Annotated in this window: 27 protein-coding genes; 23 read left to right on the top strand and 4 right to left on the bottom strand. The window is 39.3% G+C overall.

Going from position 1 to position 26366, the window contains the following annotated elements; all coding sequences use genetic code 11:
• The first annotated feature begins 52 nt into the window (after window positions 1–52).
• From ribD to rnd, 19 genes are all read left to right on the top strand, one after another.
• Window positions 53–1195: a bifunctional diaminohydroxyphosphoribosylaminopyrimidine deaminase/5-amino-6-(5-phosphoribosylamino)uracil reductase RibD gene (gene ribD / locus HUU81_RS10850; RefSeq protein WP_199608969.1), complete on the top strand. Its 1143-nt coding sequence runs from the start codon at window positions 53–55 to the stop codon at window positions 1193–1195.
• Between the two features lie 26 nt (window positions 1196–1221).
• Window positions 1222–1887 (top strand): riboflavin synthase, encoded by a 666-nt coding sequence (locus HUU81_RS10845; protein WP_199608968.1) that lies wholly within the window; start codon window positions 1222–1224, stop codon window positions 1885–1887.
• Window positions 1888–1948: 61 nt separating this feature from the next.
• Complete coding sequence (gene ribBA / locus HUU81_RS10840; RefSeq protein ID WP_199608967.1) at window positions 1949–3058, top strand: bifunctional 3,4-dihydroxy-2-butanone-4-phosphate synthase/GTP cyclohydrolase II; 1110 nt, start codon at window positions 1949–1951, stop codon at window positions 3056–3058.
• An 89-nt stretch (window positions 3059–3147) separates the two neighbouring features.
• Window positions 3148–3612: a 6,7-dimethyl-8-ribityllumazine synthase gene (ribH, locus tag HUU81_RS10835; protein ID WP_199608966.1), complete on the top strand. Its 465-nt coding sequence runs from the start codon at window positions 3148–3150 to the stop codon at window positions 3610–3612.
• 11 nt (window positions 3613–3623) lie between these two features.
• On the top strand, window positions 3624–4034 hold the full coding sequence (gene nusB / locus HUU81_RS10830; RefSeq protein WP_199608965.1) for a transcription antitermination factor NusB: 411 nt from the start codon (window positions 3624–3626) through the stop codon (window positions 4032–4034).
• A 90-nt stretch (window positions 4035–4124) separates the two neighbouring features.
• A complete protein-coding gene (gene thiL / locus HUU81_RS10825) occupies window positions 4125–5093 on the top strand; it encodes a thiamine-phosphate kinase (protein WP_199608964.1) in 969 nt (322 codons plus the stop codon).
• A gap of 11 nt (window positions 5094–5104) precedes the next feature.
• Complete coding sequence (locus HUU81_RS10820) at window positions 5105–5590, top strand: phosphatidylglycerophosphatase A family protein (protein ID WP_199608963.1); 486 nt, start codon at window positions 5105–5107, stop codon at window positions 5588–5590.
• Window positions 5591–5617: 27 nt separating this feature from the next.
• Window positions 5618–8641, top strand: a complete 3024-nt coding sequence (locus HUU81_RS10815) for a ligand-binding sensor domain-containing protein (protein ID WP_199608962.1) — start codon at window positions 5618–5620, stop codon at window positions 8639–8641.
• A gap of 173 nt (window positions 8642–8814) precedes the next feature.
• Complete coding sequence (gene truA, locus HUU81_RS10810; protein ID WP_199608961.1) at window positions 8815–9603, top strand: tRNA pseudouridine(38-40) synthase TruA; 789 nt, start codon at window positions 8815–8817, stop codon at window positions 9601–9603.
• A gap of 235 nt (window positions 9604–9838) precedes the next feature.
• Window positions 9839–10711 (top strand): acetyl-CoA carboxylase, carboxyltransferase subunit beta, encoded by an 873-nt coding sequence (accD, locus tag HUU81_RS10805; RefSeq protein WP_199608960.1) that lies wholly within the window; start codon window positions 9839–9841, stop codon window positions 10709–10711.
• 39 nt (window positions 10712–10750) lie between these two features.
• Window positions 10751–12052, top strand: coding sequence for a bifunctional tetrahydrofolate synthase/dihydrofolate synthase (gene folC / locus HUU81_RS10800; protein ID WP_199608959.1), 1302 nt, complete (start codon window positions 10751–10753; stop codon window positions 12050–12052).
• Window positions 12049–12714, top strand: coding sequence for an SPOR domain-containing protein (locus HUU81_RS10795; protein ID WP_199608958.1), 666 nt, complete (start codon window positions 12049–12051; stop codon window positions 12712–12714). The genes folC and HUU81_RS10795 overlap by 4 nt, the downstream gene beginning before the upstream one ends.
• 63 nt (window positions 12715–12777) lie before the next feature.
• Window positions 12778–13266 (top strand): CvpA family protein, encoded by a 489-nt coding sequence (locus tag HUU81_RS10790; protein WP_199608957.1) that lies wholly within the window; start codon window positions 12778–12780, stop codon window positions 13264–13266.
• Window positions 13267–13290: 24 nt separating this feature from the next.
• Window positions 13291–14808 (top strand): amidophosphoribosyltransferase, encoded by a 1518-nt coding sequence (gene purF / locus HUU81_RS10785; RefSeq protein WP_199608956.1) that lies wholly within the window; start codon window positions 13291–13293, stop codon window positions 14806–14808.
• A 332-nt stretch (window positions 14809–15140) separates the two neighbouring features.
• Window positions 15141–15716 (top strand): Slp family lipoprotein, encoded by a 576-nt coding sequence (locus HUU81_RS10780; RefSeq protein WP_199608955.1) that lies wholly within the window; start codon window positions 15141–15143, stop codon window positions 15714–15716.
• 13 nt (window positions 15717–15729) lie between these two features.
• The gene (locus HUU81_RS10775) at window positions 15730–16563 is read left to right on the top strand and encodes a class I SAM-dependent methyltransferase (protein ID WP_233520482.1); all 834 of its coding nucleotides are present in this window, start codon (window positions 15730–15732) and stop codon (window positions 16561–16563) included.
• Between the two features lie 25 nt (window positions 16564–16588).
• A complete protein-coding gene (locus HUU81_RS10770; protein ID WP_199608954.1) occupies window positions 16589–17428 on the top strand; it encodes an alpha/beta fold hydrolase in 840 nt (279 codons plus the stop codon).
• A 177-nt stretch (window positions 17429–17605) separates the two neighbouring features.
• Window positions 17606–19261: a long-chain-fatty-acid--CoA ligase FadD gene (gene fadD, locus HUU81_RS10765; protein WP_199608953.1), complete on the top strand. Its 1656-nt coding sequence runs from the start codon at window positions 17606–17608 to the stop codon at window positions 19259–19261.
• Between the two features lie 113 nt (window positions 19262–19374).
• Window positions 19375–20535: a ribonuclease D gene (gene rnd, locus HUU81_RS10760; protein ID WP_199608952.1), complete on the top strand. Its 1161-nt coding sequence runs from the start codon at window positions 19375–19377 to the stop codon at window positions 20533–20535.
• A gap of 121 nt (window positions 20536–20656) precedes the next feature.
• Here the strand turns inward: rnd and minE are convergent, their stop codons facing one another.
• Genes minE through minC form a run of 3 tightly spaced genes read right to left on the bottom strand, consistent with a single transcriptional unit; the run spans window position 20657 to window position 22453 of the window.
• Window positions 20657–20914: a cell division topological specificity factor MinE gene (minE, locus tag HUU81_RS10755; protein WP_199608951.1), complete on the bottom strand. Its 258-nt coding sequence runs from the start codon at window positions 20912–20914 to the stop codon at window positions 20657–20659.
• A gap of 1 nt (window position 20915) precedes the next feature.
• The gene (gene minD / locus HUU81_RS10750; protein ID WP_199608950.1) at window positions 20916–21722 is read right to left on the bottom strand and encodes a septum site-determining protein MinD; all 807 of its coding nucleotides are present in this window, start codon (window positions 21720–21722) and stop codon (window positions 20916–20918) included.
• A gap of 11 nt (window positions 21723–21733) precedes the next feature.
• On the bottom strand, window positions 21734–22453 hold the full coding sequence (minC, locus tag HUU81_RS10745; RefSeq protein ID WP_199608949.1) for a septum site-determining protein MinC: 720 nt from the start codon (window positions 22451–22453) through the stop codon (window positions 21734–21736).
• 255 nt (window positions 22454–22708) lie between these two features.
• Here minC and HUU81_RS10740 point away from each other — a divergent pair, with 255 nt between their 5' ends.
• The 4 genes from HUU81_RS10740 to HUU81_RS10725 all read left to right on the top strand — a co-directional run bounded on the left by HUU81_RS10740 (window position 22709) and on the right by HUU81_RS10725 (window position 25453).
• A complete protein-coding gene (locus HUU81_RS10740; protein WP_199608948.1) occupies window positions 22709–22996 on the top strand; it encodes a YcgL domain-containing protein in 288 nt (95 codons plus the stop codon).
• Window positions 22997–22998: 2 nt separating this feature from the next.
• Window positions 22999–24021 carry a lytic murein transglycosylase gene (locus HUU81_RS10735; RefSeq protein WP_199608947.1) on the top strand — a complete coding sequence of 341 codons (1023 nt, stop codon included), beginning with the start codon at window positions 22999–23001 and terminating at the stop codon, window positions 24019–24021.
• A 127-nt stretch (window positions 24022–24148) separates the two neighbouring features.
• Window positions 24149–24835: a fumarylacetoacetate hydrolase family protein gene (locus HUU81_RS10730; protein WP_199608946.1), complete on the top strand. Its 687-nt coding sequence runs from the start codon at window positions 24149–24151 to the stop codon at window positions 24833–24835.
• Window positions 24836–24961: 126 nt separating this feature from the next.
• Window positions 24962–25453, top strand: coding sequence for a YcgN family cysteine cluster protein (locus tag HUU81_RS10725; protein ID WP_199608945.1), 492 nt, complete (start codon window positions 24962–24964; stop codon window positions 25451–25453).
• 45 nt (window positions 25454–25498) lie between these two features.
• On the opposite strand, the gene cysZ is transcribed toward HUU81_RS10725, so the two are convergent.
• A complete protein-coding gene (gene cysZ, locus HUU81_RS10720) occupies window positions 25499–26257 on the bottom strand; it encodes a sulfate transporter CysZ (RefSeq protein WP_199608944.1) in 759 nt (252 codons plus the stop codon).
• Window positions 26258–26366: the final 109 nt, after the last annotated feature.

Below are 26366 nucleotides of genomic sequence, written 5' to 3'. Positions count from 1 at the left end.
TCAGTAAAAGCTAACCCGTAACAGAACTAGCAATATTAAATGAGCTAATATAATGCACTTTAATAAATTTGATTATGAAATGATGGTTCGTGCCATTCACCTTGCAAAGCAAGGGCAATTTACTACATCGCCCAATCCTAATGTTGGCTGCGTGATTGTAAAAAATAACCAGATAATCGGTGAGGGCGCGCACTTTTATGCGGGTGGCCCTCATGCGGAAGTTAATGCATTAAAACAAGCTATGGCGCAGGCGGAAGGTGCTACCTGTTACGTTACGCTTGAGCCATGTAGTCATTACGGCCGAACACCGCCATGCGCTAAAACATTGGTGGATGCCAAAGTAGCAAGAGTGGTGGTTGCAATGGTAGACCCTAATCCACAGGTCAGTGGTCGGGGATTGTCAATACTTACTGAGGCAGGCATAAGTGTTGATACTGGATTATTAACAGCGCAAGCGGAAGCGCTTAATCCGGGCTTTATCAAACGAATGAAAACAGGTTTACCGTTTTTAACGGCAAAATTAGCAATTAGTCTTGATGGTAAAGTGGCACTTGAAAACGGCCTTAGTAAATGGATCACAGGTCCAGAAGCCCGCAACGATGTTCAGTTACACCGTGCGCAATCGTGCGCAATTTTGTCAGGTGCTGATACTGTGCTTCAAGACGATGCTAAGTTAAACGTTCGTTGGCAAACACACCTCAAATTAAATGCTATTGATGAGCAGTTAAGAAGGCAGCCGGTTAGAATTATCATCGACAGCCAGCATCGCCTAACACCTGATTTAGCGTTATTTTCTGTATTAAGTAAAATCGTGTTGGTGCGTACTAAGCCTGATAATCAATCAACCTGTCAATCTAGTTACCAATGGCCTGAACATGTTGAAGAAGTTGAACTAGAAGCTAATTCGCAAGGAAAAGTAGATTTAACTGCGTTACTAACATGGTGTGGTGCTGCGGGGCTAAATAATGTTTGGCTTGAAGCGGGCGCTACGTTATGTGGGCAATTTATGCAGCAAAACTTAGTTGACGAGTTAATTTTATATCAAGCAACAAAGTTACTTGGCGATAAAGCCTTGGATATGCTTACACTTGCCCCCATAAGTGATATGGAAAACGTATTACACTTTTCAAAAACTGAATTAACACAAGTGGGGGATGATATGAAGTATCGCCTTATTCCTCAGTCCAAAAGATAAATTTAACACATTAAAAGGTTCACTGAATGTTTACAGGTATCATTGAAGCGGTTGGCTCGATTAACTCAATCCGTCAATATGGTGATGATTTTCGCGTAGAAGTTGCAACAGGTGAACTTGATTTAAGCGATGTTAATTTAGGCGATAGTATTGCCACAAACGGGGTGTGTTTAACCGTTGTGGCGTTTAATGAAAATACGTTTGAAGCTGATGTTTCTGTTGAAACCATTAATAAAACAGGCTTTGCACATTACAGTGCTGGACAAACTGTTAACTTAGAAAAAGCCCTTTTACCAACCACCAGACTTGGTGGCCACATTGTTAGTGGGCATGTTGATGGTGTTGCAAAAGTAGAAAAAATACAGAACTTAGGGCGGGCTGTAGAATATTGGTTGTCGGCTCCCTCCCATTTAACTAAATATATCGTTGAAAAAGGCTCCATCACTATAGATGGCATTAGCCTAACAGTGAATGATGTTGAGCAAACGCAATTTAAATTAACGATTGTGCCGCACACAGCGCAAGAAACAACAATTAGCCAATTAAAAGTGGGTAGCTTAGTTAACCTAGAAATCGATGTGATGGCTAGGTACGTTGAAAAGCTACTAACGCATAAAGAGCAGTCTTCAACAGAGCATAATAAGGATAATGTGACGATGGACTTATTATCTCGCTCTGGCTTTTTGAAATAAATTTTAAGAAAACTATTAAACATTTTACTCTACACAACTAAACGCAAATATAAGGTCTAAGATGTCACTCAATACCCCTGCAGAACTTATCGAAGATATCAAAAATGGAAAAATGGTTATCCTAATGGATGATGAAGACCGTGAGAATGAAGGTGATTTGATTATGGCGGCAGATTATGTCACGCCAGAAGCAATCAACTTTATGGCAACACATGGTCGAGGTCTTATTTGCCTTACACTGACTAAACAGCGCTGTCAGCAGTTAAATTTGCCATTAATGGTTGATGAAAATAATGCGCAATTTTCAACTAACTTTACGGTATCAATTGAAGCCGCAGAAGGGGTAACAACAGGTATTTCGGCAGCTGACCGTGCTCGCACTATTAAAGCTGCAGTGGCAAGAGATGCAAAACCCAGTGATGTTGTACAGCCAGGGCATATTTTCCCATTAAAAGCACAAGATGGTGGTGTATTAACACGCGCAGGGCATACGGAAGCTGGCTGCGATTTAGCTCGATTAGCTGGGCTTGAGCCAGCCGGTGTCATTGTAGAAATTTTAAATGATGACGGCACAATGGCGCGTCGTCCAGATTTAGAAAAATTTGCTGAAAAGCACGATATTAAAATGGGCACAATTGCCGATTTAATTGAATATCGTAACCATAACGAAACTACAATAGAAAAAGTGGCGCAGTGTAAATTGCCAACCGAGTTTGGTGATTTTGATTTAACAACGTTTAAAGACACCATTGATGGCCAAGTACATTTCGCATTGTCAAAAGGTGAAATAGAGCCTGAAAATGCGACCTTAGTGCGTGTACATTTACTAAATACATTCAGTGACTTATTATTATCAGACCGTTCAGTCAATCGTAGTTTCACACTGCAAAATGCCATGCAGCGTATTCAGAAAGATGACGGTGTGCTTGTGTTACTTGCAGAGCACGACACTACTGAAGATATTATTGCACGGGTTAAAGCGTTTGAAGCAGAAGATCAGGGCGTGGCTCAACCTCGCGCTAAGTGGTCTGGAACGTCAAGAAACGTAGGTGTTGGTTCGCAAATTTTGGCTCAACTTGGCGTTAAAAAAATGCGTTTGTTAAGTAGTCCTAAAAAATACCATGCGCTTTCAGGGTTTGGTTTAGAGTTAGTTGAATACGTTTCTGAATAAAAGAGTAGTGATGGTGATAGGCGTTATGTTAAAATGTGCGCCTTTTTGTAAGTCCGTTAAATACACCCGTATAATTAATAAGGTATCCAATGAAGGTAATTGAAGCAGGCATCAACGCTAAAGGTAAGAAATTCGCTATTGTTGTAGCACGTTTTAATAGTTTTATCGTAAATAGTTTGTTGGAAGGTGCAATTGACGAATTAAAGCGTATTGGTAGCGTTGCAGATGAAGATATTACTGTGATCCATGTACCGGGTGCTTACGAAATGCCAGTCGCAGCGCAGCGCGCGGCTAAATCAAATAAATATGATGGAATTATTGCGCTTGGTGCAGTAATTCGCGGTGGTACTCCGCATTTCGACTATGTTGCAGGTGAATGTAATAAAGGCTTAGCCCAAATCTCATTGCAATACGACATCCCAGTTACATTTGGTGTTTTAACTGTTGACTCAATTGAGCAAGCGATTGAACGCGCTGGCACAAAAATGGGTAATAAAGGTGCGGAAGCTGCATTAAGCGCACTTGAAATGGTAAATGTACTAGAACAAATTTAGTGGAGTAATGAATGAAACCTGCTGCTAGACGCAAAGCAAGATCATTGGCGGTTCAAGCCGTATATTCGTGGCAAGTTAGTGGTAATGCTATTGCTGATGTAGAGCATCAGTTATTACTTGAAACCGACACAAGTAAAGTAGATGTAGAGTATTTTAAAGATATTATTCGTGGTGTTTCTGTAAATGCCAATGAATTAGATGAATTTGTTAAGCCTCATTTAGATCGTCCATTTGACGATGTAGATCTTGTTGAAAAAGCGATTTTACGTGTGAGTGCGTATGAATTGAAATTTCGTCAAGATGTACCCTATAAAGTGGCCATTAATGAAGGTATTGAGTTAGCAAAATCGTTTGGCGCTGATGATAGCCACCGCTTTGTTAACGGTGTACTTGATAAAGCTGTTAGACGCATTAAGCGCTAAGTTAAAAATTATAGCCTGAATGAATAATTGTTATTAGTTCAATTATCAACAGGCTCGAAGGAGAGCCGACGTAAGTCGGCTTTTTTATGTATGAAAGAATTTGATGTAATTAGAACATATTTCACGAATCGTGGTGCGTCACGTAAAGACGTTGTTTTAAGAGCCGGAGATGATGCTGCTGTAGTCAAAGTAGCGGCAGGAAATCAGGTTGTTATTACGACAGATATGCTATGCGAAAATGTGCACTTTTTCTCTTCTACACCTGCTCGCGCAATTGGGCATCGTGCCGTTGCTGCAAATTTAAGTGATCTAGCAGCCATGGGCGCAACACCTGCTTGGATATCAATGGCGTTATCTATTCCTTCTGTTGACGAAGAATGGTTAAAAGAATTCTCAGACGGTGTTTTTGAAGTTGCAGAGTACTATAACGTTGAAGTGGTCGGCGGTGATACAACGCAAGGGCCACTAACGATAACCATTTGCGCAAAAGGATTAGTGCCAGATGATACGTATTTAACCCGTTGCGGAGCAAAGCCAGGCGACTGGATTTATGTCACGGGTAGTTTAGGCGATGCAGGGGTAGCGATTGAATCAATTAATGGCAAGGTAGAGATTGAGCCTAAGCACAAGAATTATTTGATGAACCGTTTTGAATACCCAACGCCTCGGGTTGCTGCAGGTGAAGCAATAAGAGGTATTGCCTCGTCTGCGATAGATGTATCTGATGGTATTACATCAGACCTGCAACATATACTAACGCGCTCTAAAGTAAGTGCTGAAATTGATGTAGAGAAGCTACCAATGTCTAAAGCATTACTAGAAACAGTTGGAGCTGAAGAAGCATTAAGATATGCTCTATCTTACGGAGATGATTACGAATTATTATTTACCGTTCCTGAAGATAAGAAAGGTGGTTTAGACATCAGCTTATCGCAATTTGGTTTAACCGCCACTTGCATAGGACAAATTAAAGGTGGCGATAGTAAACTACAGCTGACGCGTGGTGGCACCCCTTTTATTTTTAATCATTCTGGCTTTGAGCATTTTTCTCAGAAATAAGCAGGACTAATATGTCTAGAGACGCCATAAGAAATAAGTTTAACCTGTTCGATATTAATCACTTTTTAGCATTAGGCTTTGGCTCTGGCCTCTCTCGATTTGCACCAGGTACGGTGGGAACGATAGCTGCAATTCCACTTTTTTGGTTTGCAAGTGCACTTTCATTACAGTGGTATTTAGCAATAACCGCTGTAATGTGTGTTGTTGGTGTTTACATTTGTGGAAAATGTGCGTTTGACGTAGGTGTTCATGATCACCCCGCTATTGTGTGGGATGAGTTTGCAGGTTTCTTCGTAACGATGATTGCCGTACCAAGAGAGTGGCATTACATTTTAATTGGTTTTGCGTTATTCCGCTTTTTTGACATTATTAAGCCTTGGCCAATCGGCTTTTTAGATAGAAAAATGCGTGGCGGATTAGGGATCATGGTTGACGATATCCTTGCAGGTTTTTATGCCCTTGTTGTAATGCAAATAATTATTTACTACCAACTATAGTCAAAGTGCATGGGGGCCGTTCAAAGGTTGTTTAGACTCGCTTTACTGCTATTTTTATTTGCTTTTTATAAGCCGCTATTTGCATCGATTTATGATTATGATGTAAAGGAATGGAATACTTCTCATGGCTTATCCTCGCAATCGACTCGTGCTATTACCAAAGATGAATATGGCTATATTTGGGTTGGCACATTATATGGCTTAAATCGTTTCGACGGTGAGCGGTTTAAGTCATTTCAAAAGAGCCAATCAGTTCCTTTACCGAGTAATTGGGTTTCTGAGCTGTTTACTGATAACGATGGATACGTTTGGATTGGCACAAAAAATGGCTTGGCTGGTGTTGATCCTACAACGCAAGCATTCACGCAGTACGACATTACCGGTCATGTTACTGATATTTTACAAACCCCTTCTCATTCTTTATATGTCGCTGCTGAAGGCATCTATATTTTCAATGGCGGTACGTTTACCAAAGTAGACACCAATAATGCGTTAGTAAATCAATTAGCTTTGTCGCCATATGGTGTGTGGGCAGCAAGCGACTCTGATATTTTCTTATTACAAAACGGCATTATGGAAAAGTCGTTACCGCTGCCTGATTATTTAAAACATGCCATTATTCACGATTTGCTTTGGGATGGCTCAAGGTTACTGATTGCAACAGAGCGTGGTATCTACCAAATGTCGGTGAATGGCACGTTTACAGTTTTTCCGTTACCTACACTTGATAGAACAATCGTATATCGAATGATACGAGATAAGCACGATGCTTTGTGGGTTTCTGCAATGGGACAGCTATTTCATAAGGAGCCAAACAAAAATTGGCAAGTTGTACATAGTGAGCATTTGGGGCATGCCCCTTGGTTTACTGACTTGTATTTAGATGATGAAGGTGTCATGTGGTTAGCAAGTGCATCGGATGGCCTATGGCGGTCTGAAAAAGGCATTATTTCACGCCATCAGGTCAATCATTACTCAAGTGTTATCTCTAGAACATTGGCCGTTTCAAACGAAGGCTTACTTTGGGCCTCGACTCAGCAAGGGTTAGCTGTTCAAGATAAACATGGCTATTTTAACATTGTATTAGGGTATAAAATGTTAAATAGGCGCGTTGTGCACACCATTCATTTTGAGCCTGAACGCGTGGTGATGGGAACGGAAAATGGGGTCGCTATTTATCAAAATGGGAAAGTGCTAATCCCACCAAGTTTAACTGAAACGTTAGGCAAAGAGGTTCGGATTATTGAGCCAGATGAAAGCGGGTTTTGGATTGGCTCGAACCGTGGGTTAATGCGTTATCAAAATGAGACACTGTCAACACATACGCTTTCAAGCACATTGCCATCACAGCAAATTACGGCCGTGCGAGAAATTGATGAGCAATTGTGGGTAGGGACTAGCCAAGGATTAACAATTGAAGGTGATGCGCGTTTTAATGCGATTGAAGGTAATGAAAGTGTAAGCACTGCGTTTATTACCACTATTCAGCAATTGGATACGGGTGAGGTTGTTGTAGGTACGCTGGAAAATGGCATGTTCGTGCGTAACAACGATCAAGAGTGGATGCATTATGACGCTACAAATGGTTTGCCGTATGGCTCAATCATGGCAATGTATCAAGATAAGCAAAACAATCTATTATGGGTAAGTACATTAAAAGGCATCTACCGTATTGAATTTGCTCAACTCATCAAGCAAGTTGAGCATATAACCACACAGGAAATTCTTACCGAATTCGACAGGCAGTTAGGGGCAGAAGCTGGGCGATGTTGTAATGGGTTTGGCGATGGTAAAATTGTGCCATTTAACAATAGTTTGTGGTTACCTACAACGCGCGGTATTGTTGAGGTTGAACTATCTCAAAAGCAACGTATTTTACCTAAATTAAATCCACTGATTGAATCTGTAAATACTAAAGATCATTCCCAGTACATATTAACACGCACAAATATTCCTCTTGATGTTGAAGAGCGAGACATCAGAATCGCGTACACTGCAATCGACTATATTTCGGCACAAAATCACCAGTATCGCTATCGTATTTTGCCACTAAATAAAGAGTGGGTTTATGCGAATAAAAGGCGTGAAGCTATTTTTACCAACTTACCGTCAGGGCAATTTATTTTTGAGGTGCAGGCAAAAAGAAAAAGTGAAAAATGGAGTAACGCCGAAACATCTTCTTTAAGGATTAGTATAGATAATCGTTTCTCTGAAACGATATTTTATCGAATCATTATTATCCTGATGATTTTTTATGGACTATACCTATTTTTTAAAATTTTCAAACATCGTGAGCAAGTTAAAAATAAAAACCTGAAGCAATTGGTTGAAGTAAAAACCCGTGAGCTAAAAGAAATAAATACACAGTTAAATAATGCTAACTTACAGTTGCAAGAAAACAGCCAAAAAGACGAATTAAGCGGGTTGCGTAACAGGCAGTTTTTATTAGAACAATTACCGAAAGATATTGAGCATTTTCAGCGTAATCGTGAAGCGTTAATGAAAGAAGGTAAGAGTATTGCGGTACTTGTTATCGATATTGATCTATTTAAACATGTTAATGACACCCATGGCCCAGTGGCGGGTGATATGGTGTTACAGCAGTTTGCCGCACTACTTACCGCTGAAACACGTGGTTCGGACTATGTTGTTCGATGGGGTGGGGACGAATTTTTAGTCTTGTTACGTGATACGCAGGCAGAGAATGTAAAAGAGTTTGTTGGTCGTTTAAATACAAAAGTTGCTGAAGAACAATTTATGCTACCAAAAGGTGGAACGGTTAATATTACATGCTCTATTGGTTATGCATTTTATCCTTTACCAATGATCGGTGGGCAATTAGTTGACTGGGAAGTTGCACTTAACTTTGCAGATTTAGCGCTTTATAAAGTAAAAGAAGAAGGCCGTGATGGGTGGGGAATTATTGAATTTGATGAGCATTTAGACGCATTCGAATTTGAAGATAGCAAGCATTTAGAGCAGCAAACGAACGAGTTGGTCGCTAGTGGCATGATTAAATTTAATGTCCATTTAAGAGCGAAGCATGATTAGTACCAACGTCAGTAAACATATTTAACATACTCAATTTAGTCAGTATTGGTTTATAATGCCTCGAATTAGTTTTTATGCTTTTCTGCATAGCATTTAAATACACGCATCATAATTTAATCTAAATTCAGCAGGATTTAGATTCATTTAACATTTAAAGCATCGGTAGGTAGTTAATGAGAATCGCATTAGGCATTGAGTATGACGGTAATGCTTATTATGGCTGGCAAAGACAGCGCGAAGTGATAGGTGTTCAACAAGTGGTTGAGGAGGCTATTTCTAAAGTCGCAAATCATACGGTTGAAATATTTTGTGCTGGAAGAACTGATGCGGGTGTACATGCAACTAATCAGGTGGTGCACTTTGACACGACATCAATTCGCGATAATAAAGCATGGACAATGGGTGTGAATGCAAACCTGCCTGCGAATGTTGCGGTAAAGTGGGCGACAACTGTAGATGAAGATTTTCATGCGCGCTTTTCTGCCACAGCAAGGCGTTATCGCTATATCATCAGTAATACCAAGCTAAGGCCCGGTATTTTAGGCGCAGGTTTGAGCCATTACCATCAAACGTTAGATGTTGAAAAAATGCATCAAGCAGGGCAGCTTCTGTTAGGTGAGAATGACTTCACGTCCTTTCGTGCGGTTCAGTGTCAGTCAAAAACACCATTTAGAAACCTCATTCATTTAAATGTATCGCGCTTTTCTAGCTTTATTATTATTGATATTAAAGCCAACGCATTTTTACATCATATGGTAAGAAATATCACTGGTAGTTTATTGGAAATAGGGATGGGGAATAAGCCAATTAACTGGATTGCAGAGGTGCTTGCTGCTAAGGATCGTAACCAAGCGGCAGCAACAGCAAAAGCCGCTGGACTATATTTAGTTGAAGTTGATTACCCAGAAGAAATTACGCTACCTTACTCGCCAATTGGCCCATTATTTCTGCCAGATGAATAACCCATAGTCAGTTAGCGTATAAATTGAACGTAAAATGAACGAATATAGTGCTAAATTCGGATAACGTTTCATTTAACGCTAAACTACTAAGACCAGTTTTAAGTATAAATCTATTTACAGCTATGTTTTAATTAGCGGCTAAATTATTCTCTTTTCTAAGAGAATAAGCACAATAAACAACATTTTATTATATATATCTGATTTTTGATGTATGAAGCCTGTTTGAGAGACAAATATGAGCTGGATTGAAAAAATTCTACCAAAAACTAAATCATCACGACGTAGAAATATTCCCGAAGGGCTGTGGATTAAATGTCCGGGATGCGATGCAGCACTCTATAAAACCCAAGTAGATGAACACCATGGTGTTTGTCCTAAATGTGATTTCCACATGCGCCTAAGTGCACGAGATAGAATTAAGCACTTTTTAGATGCGGGCGAGCAAGTGGAGTTGGGTGAAGAGCTTGAGCCACAAGATTTATTAAAGTTTAAAGATTCAAAGCGCTACAAAGACAGAATCGCCGCAGCGCAAAAAGCAACAAATGAAAAAGATGCAATGGTAGTAATGAAGGGCTCGGTTAAAGGTGTGCCTGTTGTTGTTGCATCGTTTGAGTTTACTTTTATGGGCGGGTCGATGGCATCGGTAGTGGGTGCTCGGTTTGTAAAGGCTGTGCAAACGTGTTTAGAACATAACTTACCTCTTGTTTGTTTTTCAGCTAGTGGTGGTGCACGGATGCAGGAAGCGCTAATGTCGTTAATGCAAATGGCAAAAACAAGTGCTGCACTCGCTAAAATGTCTGAAAAAGGATTACCTTATGTGTCTGTATTAACAGATCCTACAATGGGTGGTGTATCGGCAAGCTTAGCGATGTTAGGTGACATCAATATTGGTGAGCCAAATGCACTGATTGGTTTTGCAGGCCCGCGTGTTATTGAACAAACGGTAAGAGAAAAACTCCCTGAAGGATTTCAACGTAGTGAATTCTTATTAGAACATGGCGCCATAGACATGATCATTGATCGTCGTCAAATGCGTGAGAAAATATCTGGCTTACTTGCAAAATTAATGAATTTGCCTTCTGTGTCTCAGGAGCATAGAATCGCATAATTAAATGCGAAATCATCAGTAGTGTAAATTTGTAAGTAAATGACAGAAATTAATCAAAGCCAATCATTCAATACGCTGGATGATTGGCTTTCTTATTTAGAGCGTATACACCCCAATGAAATAGAATTAGGCCTGTCACGAGTCAAGCATACAGCTAGTACTTGCGACTTACTTACTATTCCCAGCAAAATTATTTTAATTGCCGGTACAAACGGTAAAGGCACTACAGCGCGTTGTTTAGAATCCATTTTACTGGCTCATGGATATACTGTTGGTGTTTTTTCTTCGCCGCATATTCATACATATAACGAAAGAGTAAGAATTAATGGTGAAATGCTGCCCGATAATGAGCACATTTCAGCATTTCAAGGCATTGAAGATAAACGTGGCGAAACCAGCTTAACGTATTTTGAATTTGGTGCATTGGCTGCACTTTGGTTATTTAAAAAGCACGAAGTTGACTTTATATTGCTAGAAGTGGGGTTAGGTGGACGATTAGATGCAACAAATATTGTTGAGCCGGATGCAAGTGTGATCACAACGATTGGATTAGATCACACGGACTGGCTGGGAGACGATATTGAGCAAATAGGTTACGAAAAAGCAGGGGTATTTAGAGCAAATAAACCCGCAATTGTAGGTGCGCTTGCTGCGCCTAAATCGATTGTTAATTATGGTAATGACATTAATGCGCAATTGATTGAAGTGGAGCGTGATTATTCTTTTAAACTAACTTCAAGTGAAAATTGGCAGTATAACTATCACTTACAAGATGATACGAACGCGTCTGTTGAGTTTTTATCATTGCCCATGCCGAATATTCCCATTCAAAATGCCGCTACAGCCATTACGACTTTATTGTCACTTAACTTGACGTTAAATGAGCAGAAGTTAATTGAGTCAATATCCTCTCTTACAGTTGAAGGACGGATGCAACCGCTTCTTAAGCAACCTGCATTTTATGTGGATGTTGCTCATAATCCGCAATCAGCAGAATACTTAGCGACACAGTTAGATAAGATGCGAGCTAATAAAGGCAAGATCATCGCAGTTGTTGCGATGTTAAAAGATAAAGATATTGAATCGACTTTAGCGTGTTTACTCAATGTCATCGATGAATGGATTGTGGCGCCTCTGTCAGTACCACGTGGCGAAAAACAAACTCGGTTATTCGAATATTTATCAGAAAATACAGACACTAACATTCAACAAACTGCTAATCTAAAAGAAAGCTGTGAGCTTGCATTGCAAACTGCAAACAAAAACGATTTAATCATAGGGTTTGGCTCATTCTTTACTGTAGCTGAAATTATGTCTGAACTGGAGAATAGGGATATATGACACCTGAATTGCGTAATCGTTTGGTTGGTTTAATCATCATTTTTGCTTCGGGAATTATTTTTATACCCAATATCCTTGATGGTAAAAAAGAAACCTTTAAAGATGACTTTAAGACCATACCTGATAGGCCAGAGTTTAAATCTGTTGCAAAAATAAACCGTTTTCCTGAGCAAGAGTTTCAAGAAAAAATAGCACAAGTGAAAACGCCTATCGATACTGATGTGGCGCTTGATGATACATCGTCAGCAGATACGCCTGCCCAAAACACACCTGCGCAGGCACAAAAAGAAAAAACCGAATCAATTGAAATAACTAAGCCTGCCACTTCAGACTCTGCGGTTGTTAAAACTGGCGTAATTGCAAAAGCAAATACTCCTAAAGCTGAGCCAGCGCAGCCTGTTGTTTCTAAATCTAATAATGAAGCTTATGTTGTTCAACTAGGCAGCTTTAGACATAAAGCAAACGTTAAAACATTAGAAGATAAGTTACACAAAGCGGGTTACATTACTTTTACTCGGCCGATAAAAACACAGTCAGGTTGGTTAACAAAAGTATTTGTTGGCCCAGAGCTAAACGAAGTGAAGTTAACGGAAGAATTACCGCAATTAAAAGCACTTACAGGAGTGAGTGGTAAAGTGACTCGATACCAACCTGCAAAATAAACTGGTAAGAGGCGTGATGATTTTGATAGAATGCGCCTCAGTTTACTAACTGGCAATTTTTTAATGGTCTGGATAGATTTCGTCATCATTGGCATTATTGGGATCTCTACACTGGTAAGTATAGTGCGGGGATTTGTAAAAGAAGCTATATCTTTAGCAATATGGATATCTGCTTTTTTTGTCGCTAGCTATTTTTATGAAGACTTAAGCGTTTTACTCTCTAACATTGGAGAGCCTCTCCTTCGTAACGCGGTTTCAATCACTATTCTTTTTATCGCCACGCTTATTGTTGGCGGTCTTATCAATTACGTTATTGGTCAACTTGTTGAAAGAACCGGGTTGTCAGGTACTGATAGAGTGCTTGGTATTGTCTTCGGTGGCCTTCGTGGTGTGCTCATTATGAGCGCAATATTGTTTTTCCTAGATGTGTTCACTCCTGCACCCAAAGCAGCTTGGTGGCAATCATCGGTATTAATCCCAGAATTTGGTTTCATAATTGAATGGTTTTTTGATTTCTTAAAAGACCATTCAAGTTTTATACAACGAACATAAGATGGTCTAAGTGAGGAAGCATTCATGTGTGGCATTGTTGGTATTGTAGGAAAGTCGCCGGTTAATCAGGCATTATATGATGGATTAACGGTTTTACAGCACCGCGGCCAAGATGCCGCTGGGATTGTAACAATTGACCAAACTAATACCTTAAAGTTAAGAAAAGCTAACGGGTTAGTAAAAGACGTTTTTCATACAAGGCACATGAAGCGTTTACAAGGTAACGTAGGCATTGGTCATGTTCGTTATCCTACCGCAGGTAGCTCAAGTTCGTCGGAAGCTCAACCTTTTTACTCTAACTCTCCTTATGGCATCACACTCGCACATAACGGTAATCTTACAAATGCAGTTGAGTTAAAGCGACAGTTATTTGAAACCGCACGCCGTCATGTAAATACAACGTCAGATTCAGAAATTTTACTTAATATCTTGGCGCACGAGCTCACACTTAAAAGTGATGAAGTTTTATCGCCAGAAACTATTTTTGAAGCTGTTACACGCATGCACCGAAAGTTGAAAGGGGCTTATGCAGTTGTTTCTGTGATTATGAGCCACGGTATGTTGGCGTTTAGGGATCCTAATGGTATTCGCCCTTTAGTGTTTGGTAAACGTGAAACGTCGAGTGGTATTGAGTATATGGTTGCATCAGAGTCTGTAGCGTTAGACGCGAATGACTTTGAATTTGTTCGCGATGTAGCTCCCGGTGAAGCCATCTACGTGACATTGGACGGGCAATTACACACGAAGCAGTGTGCTGACCATCCTGCGTATTCTCCTTGTATTTTTGAATATGTTTACTTTGCTAGACCAGACTCAACCATCGATAAAATTTCAGTCTACGGTTCTCGCGTAAAGATGGGCGAGAAGCTTGGCGAAAAAGTCAGTAAAGAGTGGTCAAATGTAGACATTGATGTAGTAATACCTATTCCTGAGACATCATGTGATATTGCATTACAAATAGCGCAAACATTGGATTTACCATACCGCCAAGGCTTTGTTAAAAATCGCTATATTGGTAGAACGTTTATCATGCCCGGGCAAACAGAGCGTAAAAAGTCTGTTCGTCGTAAATTAAACGCAATTTCGGCTGAATTTAAAGGTAAAAATGTTCTATTAGTAGATGACTCGATTGTACGTGGTACAACATCGGGACAAATTATTGAAATGGCACGTGAAGCAGGGGCTAAGAAAGTGTATTTCGCGTCAGCGGCGCCTGAAATTCGTTTCCCTAATGTTTATGGAATTGACATGCCGTCAGCTAACGAATTAATTGCACACGGTAGAGATGTAGAGGCTATTAGCGATTTAATCGGTGCTGACGGACTTATTTTCCAGTCAATTGAAGACTTAGTTGCTGCTGTGGGGGAATGTAACCCTGAAATAAAGCGTTTCGAAACGTCGGTATTTAATGGTAATTATATTACGAATGATATTGATCAAGCGTACTTAAATCAGCTAGACGCGATACGAAATGACGCAGCCAAACACGCCAATCCTCAACCTATGGCCAATGGCTTAGAGCTTCATAACGACGAAAATTAAAATACGACGCTGATCTATTTTATTCGCGATTCTCTAAAAGCAGCAGGTTCTCTATGCTGCTTTTTTCTTTTATAGCCTGTCATTGTATCTAACTGTGTATCTAACTGTGTAACTGTACTTGTAACTGCACTTGTAGTTGCCTATGTAACTAGTTTACTTGCCTTGAGTCTGTTAAAAATAAGCGCTAACTTGTTGTTTTTTAAAAGTTTTTCTATTTTCATAGCTATTTTGAGAAATAGTTTTCTGAAAACACTAGAAAGTTCATAAAAAATTAGGCAGTCTGTAATAAATCATTGTCTAAAGTACATGAGTAAATAGCAGTTAGGAAATTTATGTTAATTCAGCGTCTCTACATTATTCTTGCCAGTATAATATTAAGCGGTTGTGCCGCCACCTATCCAGATAAAATAACCGTCTCACCTGATACACAGTTACTCGCTTACAATCAAATATCAGAAAATACACCAAAGCAGCTCGCACGATGGGGCGGGGTCATTGCGGATATAAAAAACGAAAAGAATAGAACAAGGCTGGAAGTCGCAAATTTTAAGTTGAAGTCATATGGTCGACCGATTGTAAATGATAATGTAGATGGTCGATTTTATGTATACACCGATCAATTTTTGGATCCGCTGGTATACAAAAAGGGACGTTCTGTAACGGTATTAGGAACTTATGAAGGGCTGACCGACGGAAAGATAGGAGAGTTTGAGTATAAGTTTCCTACATTAGTACAAGCTAAGGTGCATATTTGGAAGGAAATTAAAGAAGTTGAAATTGAGTATATAGACCCATGGCCATATTGGCACTATCCTTATTACCATCACAGAATGTACGGCCCAAAGTACAAAAAAATAAAAACACAACATAAGTCTAATAACGACAACAACATAAAAAATACAAAATAAAAGGGGTTGGCTTGTGAACTTAAGTAACCAAGTGTTCAATAGAAGTATATTCGCATTGCTCATTATTGGCTTATGTCAGACTTCAATTGCAGCGCAAGAAATTAATCAACTAGACGATATTTTAGCTAGCCCTATTCGCAGTGTTGATAACAAAGCGAGGGATATTTATCGTAACCCAGCTGAAACGCTGAGCTTTTTTGATATAAAACCAAATATGACAGTGATTGAGCTTTGGCCTGCTAGAGGTTGGTACACAGAAATTTTAGCCCCTTATTTGAAGCACGAAGGGCAACTAGTGTTGGCAGACTTAGCAAGCTATAACGGCACAGATAAGAAAAAAGCACATTGGTCAAAAATATCTCAACAACTGAAAACTAGAATTGATGATGATAGCGAGCATTTTGGTACTCCTAAACATGTACTTTTCGATCCACCTAAATCAGCTGACTTAGGTGAGAATTATGCTGACATGGTGCTGACATTTCGTAACATCCATAACTGGGATTCAGTGGGGGCGCTAGAAACGGTTTTCGATGCGTCTTTCAGGGCGTTAAAATCTGGCGGTATCATGGGCGTGGTAGAGCATCGAGCGGATACATTAGGCAAAAACGCCGCAGTGGCTGCGGAGGGATATACGGACCCTAATTATGTTATTGCTGTTGCTAATAAAGCAGGCTTTAAGCTGGTGGAGAGCTCAGAGATTAATGCTAACCCAAAAGATAGCAAAAACTACCCCAAAGGTGTTTATGCGTTGCCGCCTACCTTAGGCATGGGGCAAACTGACAGAGCAGAATATTTAGCGATTGGTGAAAGCGATCGAATGACTTTGAAGTTTATAAAACCGTAAACTGAACTACGAGATTGATTTTTTAGTGAAAGAAGTTTTTTATCAATTAACGCACCGAAAAATTGCGGCAATCGTATCAGGATCACCTGACAAGCCTGTTCTTTTGGCGCTGCATGGTTGGTTAGACAACGCAGGTAGTTTTGCTTTTATTCAAAATAAATTTCCTGATCATTTTTTTGTAGCGATTGACTTGCCTGGTCATGGTCATTCTGATCATAAATCGGCCGACGCCCATTATCACTTTTTGGACTGGGCAGAAGATATTTATCAATTAATTCAACATAATAACTGGCAAAATATCACTCTGATTGGTCACTCGATGGGAGGGATGATTAGCACTGTATTAGCGGCTTCATTTCCTGAGCTATTTATTAAACTGTGTAACATTGAAGCCGTGGGTGTATTGGTTACTCAACAAAGTAAAGTGCCTGAGCAAGTAAGGAAAGCGATTCTTAGTCGGCAAAAGCAAATATCTAGACAGAAAGTCACATATCCATCCGTTCAAGCTGCGATTAAAGCCAGAGTACTTCATGGCGATATTTCCGCTCAATCAGTTGAAAATATTGTAGTAAGAGGTTTGCTACAAATAAATACAGGCTATACTTGGCGAGCGGATAATCGTTTGCGTTCAGAGTCAATTATTCGATTAACAGAGCAACAAGCGGTTACTTTGGTTGAGGAAATTCAATGCCCAGTTCTTATTATCAAAGGTAGCAACGGCTATAAGATGGTGGAGCAAGGAATAGAACATTTTGGCAAGCACTATAAGTATATGACGTGTGAGGTGGTAGATGGTGGGCATCATTGTCATTTAGACTCGCCAGAGCAGACCGCCAAAGTAATTTTAGAGTTTGTGAATAAATAGTTAAAAAGCACTTGAATTAAATTGATGATTGAGCATCGCGCGTATTTGTGGGATTATTAGAGCAATAACTCAGTACCGCTTTAGCGTTTTTACGTCAAAAATGATGTGTGATTATTTTAAAAATTAGAATAAATATACGCTTGAGCATAGAAAATCTAAAAGTAAAAGGAGATTTGGGTGGAAAAAACGTGGCTTGAACATTACCCAAAAGGTGTCCCCACCGAAATAAACCCTGAGCACTATACAAGCTTGCTCGACATCATTGAGCAAAGCACCTCAACTTATCGTGATAGAGATGCCTATATTAATATGGGTAAGTCGATTACGTATGGCGAGTTAGATGAGAAAAGTAAGTGTTTCGCTGCGTATCTACAAAATGAATTAGGCTTAAAAAAAGGTGATCCTGTTGCCGTAATGATGCCAAATCTTCTGCAGTATCCAATTGCTATTTTAGGGGTACTAAGAGCAGGCTGCTCGGTTGTTAATGTAAACCCGCTTTATACACCAAGAGAGTTAGAGCACCAACTTACAGACTCAAATGCTAAAGCTATCGTAATAGTTTCTAATTTTGCTAATACTTTGGAAGAAGTGCTGGATAGAACACCAGTTAAACACGTAATTTTGACAAAAATGGGTGACAGACTTGGTTTTGTGAAAGGTGCGTTGGTCAACTTTGTGGTAAAACACGTTAAAAAGATGATTCCTGACTTCAGCTTGCCGAATGCGATTCCTTTTAACCAAACCTTAACCAAAGGTGCAAACTACACTTATACTCGCCCTGATATTTCAGGTGATGATATTGCATTCTTGCAATATACAGGTGGAACAACAGGAGTATCGAAGGGCGCGATGTTAACTCACCGAAATATGGTGGGTAATTTAGAACAAGTTAGCGCTTGGTTAGACAGCATGCTCATTAAAGGCGAAGAGTTAGTTGTTACAGCGCTACCGCTTTATCACATATTTGCGTTAACCGCTAACTGCCTCACATTCATGAAATATGGTGGTACAAACTTACTGATTACCAATCCTCGTGACATGCCTAATTTTGTGAAAGAGCTAGAGAAATATCCTTTTACTGCGTTAACGGGCGTAAATACGCTATTTAATGGGCTATTAAATACTCCTGGATTTGATGAGCTAGACTTCTCTAACTTAAAGTTTTCGTTAGGCGGCGGGATGGCTGTGCAGCGACCAGTCGCTGAACGCTGGCAAGAAGTTACAAAAACGCCTCTGTTAGAAGCGTATGGCTTAACAGAGTGTTGTCCTGCGGTAACTATCAACAGAACTACAGATACCGGCTACAACGGTAGTATTGGCATGCCAATTCCATCAACTAACATTAAGCTAATGGATGACAACGGTAATGAAGTTGCCGAAGGTGAGCCAGGTGAAATGTGGGTGTATGGACCACAGGTAATGAAAGGGTACTTAAACCGCAAAGAAGCAACCGACGAAGTGCTAAAAGATGGCTGGTTTGCTACTGGTGATGTGGCAAAATTTGAAGACGGATTGTTTTATATTGTTGACCGCAAGAAAGATATGATTATAGTATCTGGCTTCAACGTATTTCCAAATGAAATTGAAGAAGTTGTAGCCATGCACAGTGGCGTCGTTGAGGTTGCAGCTGTTGGTGTACCACATGACGTGTCAGGCGAAGTGGTAAAAGTATTCGTAACTCCAAAAGATGATTCAGTTTCCTCGGAAGATATTATTAACCACTGTCGAGAACACCTAACAGGGTATAAAGTACCAAAGTTAGTTGAGTTCAGAAGTGAGTTACCAAAAACAAACGTAGGTAAAATTTTACGCCGAGAATTGAAAGAGCAATAATTTTACGGCGTGTTGAATGCGTTAAAACATTGAAAGTCGGTACATAGTTACCGGCTTTTTTTTGCATCTAACAAATTGGGCAATACGCCCTAAACATTGTTTAGGAATAATTAATGTTAGATTTTCAGTTAATTGAAAATGTAGAGTCACTTAATGCGTTTTGCAAAAAAGCGAAACTAAAACCGGTATTAGCATTAGATACTGAGTTTGTAAGAACAAGAACGTTGTATCCTGAACTAGGGCTCATTCAGGCGTTTGATGGCGAGCAACTCGTCCTTATCGATCCCATTAAAGTTAGCGATTTGTCATCGTTTTGGCAGTTGCTAATTGAGCCTAGTATATTAAAAGTATTGCATTCATGCTCTGAGGATCTAGAAGTTATTAAGCATCAAGCCAATTTGATACCTTCACCAATGTTAGATACTCAAATTGCTGCGGCGTTTTTGGGGTATGGCGGTTCGGTAGGTTTTGCTGCCATGGTCAAAGAAGTGGTTGGTTTAGAGCTTGATAAAGGTGAATCGCGCACAGATTGGATTGCAAGACCATTGACGACTAAGCAATTGAATTACGCGGCTAATGATGCGTTCTATTTAATGCCAATTTACGAGCAGTTAGTTACAGAATTAAAAGCACGTAATTTATATCAGTATGCCCTAGATGAGTCTGCTTTGATGGGAGAAAAGCGAAATAATACAAAACCTTACGATAAGCTTTATACCGATATTAAAAATGCGTGGCAATTAAACCCTCATAGCCTTGCGGTATTGCGTGAATTGGCAGCATGGAGAAGAAAGCAGGCTGAGCGTAAAAATTTGGCGATTAATTTTATAGTTAAAGAACATAACTTATTTAATATTGCTAAACGTAAACCAAAAACAATGGCTGTACTACAAAGTATCCCGGGTATGCTGCCCAACGAAATTAAATTTCACGCAAATGCGATCCTAAAATGTGTCGCGGTAGGATGTGAAGTACCACCAGAAATGCGCCCAGAGCCTATTGAACGACTGATTGACTATCCTGACTATAAAAGCATGTTAAAACAATTACGTGAAGATATTAACGTTATAGCGAAGCGAGAGAGCATTCCAGAAGAAGTAATTGCCTCTAAGAAGCAAATCAATCAATTAATTTCTTATTTTTGGAAAGCGCAAGAAAATGAGCAAGATGCAAACAAGCCTGATTTGCTAATAGGTTGGCGAAAAGAGTTAGTTGCGCAAAAACTGCTTAAAACGCTTGGCCGAGAAGATGGCGAAGGGGAAGTAGGCCGTTAACGGTTATATCAATGATTTAGTTTGCTGCCGTATAACCTCAGAGTGTTTACGGCAGGTCACTAAAGTCTATACAACTGTAGTCTAAACAATTGTGAGGGAGGTATTCATCTCCCTCATTTACTTACTCATCTGGTAGCGTAACGTTTAGTTCAAGAACCGATAAATCATCATCTTTCTGTTCTAATTGAACGGACACTGAATCTGGGCTAATACCAGGTACATACTTGCTGATAACCTCTAAAATATCGCGTTTCATTTGAGGTAAGTAATCAGGGCCTGAACGTTGATTTCGCTCATGAGCAACAATGATTTGTAAACGCTCTTTGGCTAAAGAGGCAGTACTTTGTTTAGAAGAACGAAAATAATCTAAAAGTGACATCCTACCCTCCAAATAAACGTTTTAATATGCTCTTTTTCTCAACTGACAAAAACCTAAAGTCGATATCTTGTCCAAGTAAACGCTCAATAGCGTCTAGGTACGCTTGTCCAGCATCGCTGTCTTTGTCTAAGATAACGGGTTGTCCCGAGTTTGATGCATTTAACACAGCTTGAGACTCAGGAATTACACCTAGTAGCGGTATAGCTAAAATCTCTTTTACATCTTCTACGCCAAGCATTTCACCCTTTTCAACGCGCTCAGGGTTGTAGCGAGTTAGTAGTAAATGCTCATTAATCACTTCGCCTTTTTCGGCGCGTCTTGATTTACTCTGCAAGATACCAAGGATACGATCTGAATCACGAACAGAAGACACCTCAGGGTTTGTTACAACAATAGCTTCGTCAGCAAAATATAGCGCCATTTGAGCGCCCGCTTCAATACCAGCAGGTGAATCACATAAAATATAATCAAATTCTTCTGCTAACTCGTTAAGCACTTTTTCAACACCGTCTCGAGTTAGTGCATCTTTATCGCGGGTTTGTGATGCCGGTAAGATAAATAGATTTTCTACACGCTTGTCTTTAATCAATGCTTGCTTAAGGTTAGCTTCGCCATTAATTACGTTAACAAAGTCGTATACTACGCGGCGCTCGCAACCCATAATTAAATCTAAATTACGTAAACCAATATCAAAGTCTACAATTACTGTTTTTTTCCCCTTAAGGGCTAGACCTGTACCTATTGCAGCGCTAGAAGTTGTTTTACCAACGCCACCTTTACCTGATGTGATAACTACTATTTTAGCCATTGCCGTATCCTTTAGTCTAAATCTGAAATTGATAGCTTATCGTCTATCAATTGAATATAAACAGGCTTTTTCCAGTATTGGTCGTGTAGTGAATCACTTAGCCAATAGGTGCCCGATATTGAAACTAATTCTGCCTGTATATTGGAGCAAAAAATTCTTGCGCTTTTGTCACCTTGAGCACCAGCGATTGCTCGGCCCCTAAGTGTTCCATAAATATGTATATTGCCGTCTGCTATTACTTCTGCACCCGCACTAACAGCACCTTTTATAATTAAGTCGGTACCTTGGGCGTAAATTTGCTGTCCAGAACGCACGCTTTGCTCGACAACTTTAGCAGGTTGAAATACATTTTTTTCAACTACAACTTGTTCTACAACCGTATTTGTTTTTGCTTCGCTAGGGATGGGCTTAGACACCACTTTGTCTTTGCTGTAGGTTAATACGGCAAGTCCATTGTCTTTAGCGTCTTGCTTTTGAGCAGCAGTTCCCCCTGTAATACCAACTAGCACCATTTTTGTTGATGATACTAATTCTTTTATTGCGACAAAATCGATAGTGCTATTTTCTAATGTAGAAATATTAATAATGATGGGGGCGCGGTAAAAAAAGTTTGGTGCTTGAGCCAGTTTGTCCTCTAATGAGAGCTTTAAGCAGTCAAGATCGTAACTTTTCATATGTAAAACAGAGATAGTGAAAAGATTTCCTTTTAGCTCAAACGAAGCTTGAGACATATACTACGTAACCCCCTAATTCATGGCTTAACATGGTTGTTTTTATTATTATTTTACGAACAGATTAAAAAAACATCTACTCTCTGCAACGTTTCGTTGCATTTCTTATAAAAACTTCACCGTTGTAGGTGTGTAATTAAAGGGCTTCATGGTATAGTTTGCCATCTTTGAAGGCAAGAAAATAAAACGAGTGATTCGTGTTTTTACACGAGTATTTAGTATTTTCATATAAAGTAAAGATGCGATAGGTTAGTTATGTTGTGTGCCATTTATAAAAGTAGTGTTAAAGAAGAAACTTACCTCTACCTTCCCAAGAAAGACGATTTTTCTTCTGTCCCTGAAGCGTTACTTGACACGTTTGGAAAACCTATCTTTGTTATTATGCTCAATTTAGCAAAGAGAGAAACATTGGCTCAAGCTGATTTACCTAAGGTAAAACAAAAGCTTATTGATGACGGTTACTACCTACAAATTCCACCACCTAAAGAAAATTTATTAAAACAACACCTCGAAAATAACCAGCAACAAAAAGCAGGAAAATAACAATGTTGAAGATGTTGTCTTACGTTGTCGCTGCCATATCGTTGACTAGCCAAGTGGCCATTGCTTCAGAGCAAAAGCTATCTTTTAATGAATATGTGCAACAACTAAAAACTGAAGCGATAGAAAAAGGTTATGCTAAACCTTTAGTTGACGCTGCGTTTAAAAACGTAACTTATCGTAAGAAAGTAGTTAAAGCAGATAAAACGCAACCAGAATTTGTTCAAACGCTAGATACGTATTTGCCTAAACGAGTAAATAACTATGTAGTAAATAAAGCAAAAAAATTAGCAACTGAGAACAGAGAGTTATTAAAGCGCATATCAGACCATTATGGTGTTCAGCCACGTTTTATTGTTTCAATTTGGGCATTAGAAAGTAGTTTTGGTAAGCATCAGGGCAAAATTCCTGTGATTTCAGCACTGACTACGCTGGCTTATGATGGTCGTCGTGAAGCGTTATTTAAGAAAAACATCTATGCCGCATTAGATATTGCCACATCAGAAAAAATTAACATTCAAGACTTAAAAGGTTCTTGGGCGGGGGCGATGGGGCAAACGCAATTCATGCCAACCTCATATATGGCTTATGCGCAAGATTTTGATGGCGATGGCCGTAAAGATATTTGGCGTAGTAAAGCGGACGTGTTTGCGTCCATTGCAAATTATTTGAAAACTGAAGGTTGGGATAACTCATTAACATGGGGACGACAAGTTAAATTACCTAAAGAGTTTGATATGGCCCATGCGATTCCTCGTGGCACAAAGTCACGTAAAGATTGGCTAGAAAAATGGTCAAAGACTGAGCTGACGCTACCACAATGGAATGAGCTAGGTTTACGAAGGATGAACGGTAAGCCACTGCCAAATAGAGAAATTAAAGCTGCATTAGTATTTCCTGACGATAAAAACGGCAGAGCGTACTTAATTTATGATAACTATAAAACACTGATGCACTGGAACCGTTCATATTATTTCGCGACAACGATAGGCTATTTAGCAGATCGAATTAAAAACGGAATGCATTAGTTTTCTACTGGCTTATCTGTAGGCAGAAAAACCTATAGATAAGCTGAATAACTGCGCTTTTTCTTAAGCGGTGATCCTTACAACTTATCTTTATTTACTCATTTCAGCAATGCTTACGGAGTGTTGAATGCACGTTTATCATCATAAAAGTATTACCAATGAAGTTATTGAACTACCATCAGGGAAGGTGATCTGTATTGGACAGAATTATGTTGACCACATTGAAGAAATGAATAGTGTAACGGCTCCAGAAGCATTATTTTTTATTAAACCCACCACTTCTGTATGTTGTTTTAATTCCCCCATAAAAATACCTGTTGACCAAGGTGAATGCCACAATGAAGTTGAGATAACAGCACTTATAAGCAAGCCACTTAAGAATGCTTCCTTAGGTGAAGTTGAATCTGCAATATGGGGATTAGGTATTGGTTTGGATTTAACATTACGAGATGTACAAGCCAGATTAAAAAAATTAGGTAGACCATGGGAAGTGGCCAAGGGCTTTGACTTTTCAGCACCTTTAAGCCCTTTTGTACCATTCGAAGAGTTGAAAGTACACAATATTACACTCGACTCTATTGAGTTTGAATTACTTATCAATCAAACAGTTCGTCAAAAGTCGAATAGTAGTTTAATGATCAGGTCTATTTGCCAACAAATTAAAGAAATGAGTGAACACTTTACCTTATTGCCAGGTGATGTTGTGATGACTGGAACGCCAGCTGGTGTTGGGCCGCTGTATACTGGCGATAACGTTGTAATGAAACTGGCTAATAAATATGAATTTACTAGTCATGTTATAGCGGCAAACTAACTTCATAGATTTACATTTTAAAGATTTGATGCTCGGGTAGATTAACGCAGATTAGGTACCTAAACTCGTCAGTTTAGCATCGCATATATATACTCAATAAAGTAACGTTTTAAGTAGGTAGTAAAAATGACAAAACCTTTTTGGGAAGTAAAAAGCCTAGAAGAAATGACCGATCAAGAGTGGGAGTCACTATGTGATGGGTGTGCTAAATGTTGCCTACATAAATTTATTGAAGACGATGATGCAGAGTTGCAAACAACAACGCATATTTCAGAAAATGAAGATATGCATTTTACCAATATTGTTTGTCAGTACTTAAACACGAAATCTTGCGACTGCACCTGTTATTCCAAACGCACAAAGCTAGTGCCTGATTGCGTAAAGCTAACAAAAGATAATCTAAAAGATGTGTTTTACATGCCTCATAGTTGCGCATATAGACGATTACATGAAGGAAGAGGCTTAGCTTCTTGGCACCCATTGTTAAATGGCGGGAAAAAATCTGCAATGCACAAAGCGGGCATGTCGGTAAGAAATAAAGTCATTAAAGATAACGAAGTGTCGTTAGATGACTTTGAAGATTATATTGTGTTGTGGCCTTTGTCTGACATTGATTAAGGATGTTGGTTTAACCAACATCCTTATGCTAACGCAGTTAACGGTTTATTTTGGGCTTAACGACGTATTAAGTGGCGTTGACCCAATATTATCTTCTCTAAATTCCTTTACCCACATGTTTGTTGCCCCACATATTGCTACTGGCATCACAATTAAGTTCACAAACGGGATCATTGAAAAGAGGGTAGTGGTTATACCAAAGCCATAGCTAAGCCCTTTTCGTTGCGCAAGTTGTGATTTCATATGGTGGAAAGGCACTTTGTGATTATCAAACGAATAATCGCAATATTGTATTGCCATGTTCCACGCAATAAATAAAAACCAAATAAGCTGTCCTACCACGGGTATAAAAAACTGTAGAATAAAAAAGCCGATAGCACGTGGAATATAATAAGCCAGTTTTTGCCATTCACGACTTAATGTTCTTGGTACATCTTTGAGTATTTCAGTAAACCCTGCATCACTAATCATATGGCCTGTTAAATGTTGCTCAACCTTTTCGGCAAGTAGCCCATTAAACGGTGCTGCTATCCAGTTTGCAACCGCACTAAAAATATATGAAAACGCCATCAGAATGACAATGATAGCTAAGGGCCAAAGTAAAAAATGAATCCAACTTAACCAATCAGGAATATAGCTATCAAGCCATACAAATATTTGTTCTAACTGCAAAAATAAAAAATAAAATGCAGCTGCAAAAAGTATTAAATTGACAGATAGCGGGATAAGTACAAAACGCTTTAAGCCTTTTGTGGTAATTAAGGATAACCCCGAAATTAAATAAGACGCGCCACTTTGTTGCATAGTTTCTCTTATAAAAATTGTTAATGTGAGCAACCAGAATTCGGAATAAGCAATGCTGCTCATTGCTCCAAACTATTACCCCAAACTCTGATTAAGTAAATAAACAAAA

This window comes from Flocculibacter collagenilyticus (assembly GCF_016469335.1).
In the GTDB taxonomy this organism is placed as follows: domain Bacteria; phylum Pseudomonadota; class Gammaproteobacteria; order Enterobacterales; family Alteromonadaceae; genus Flocculibacter; species Flocculibacter collagenilyticus.
This window is presented reverse-complemented; position numbering and strand designations above follow the sequence as displayed.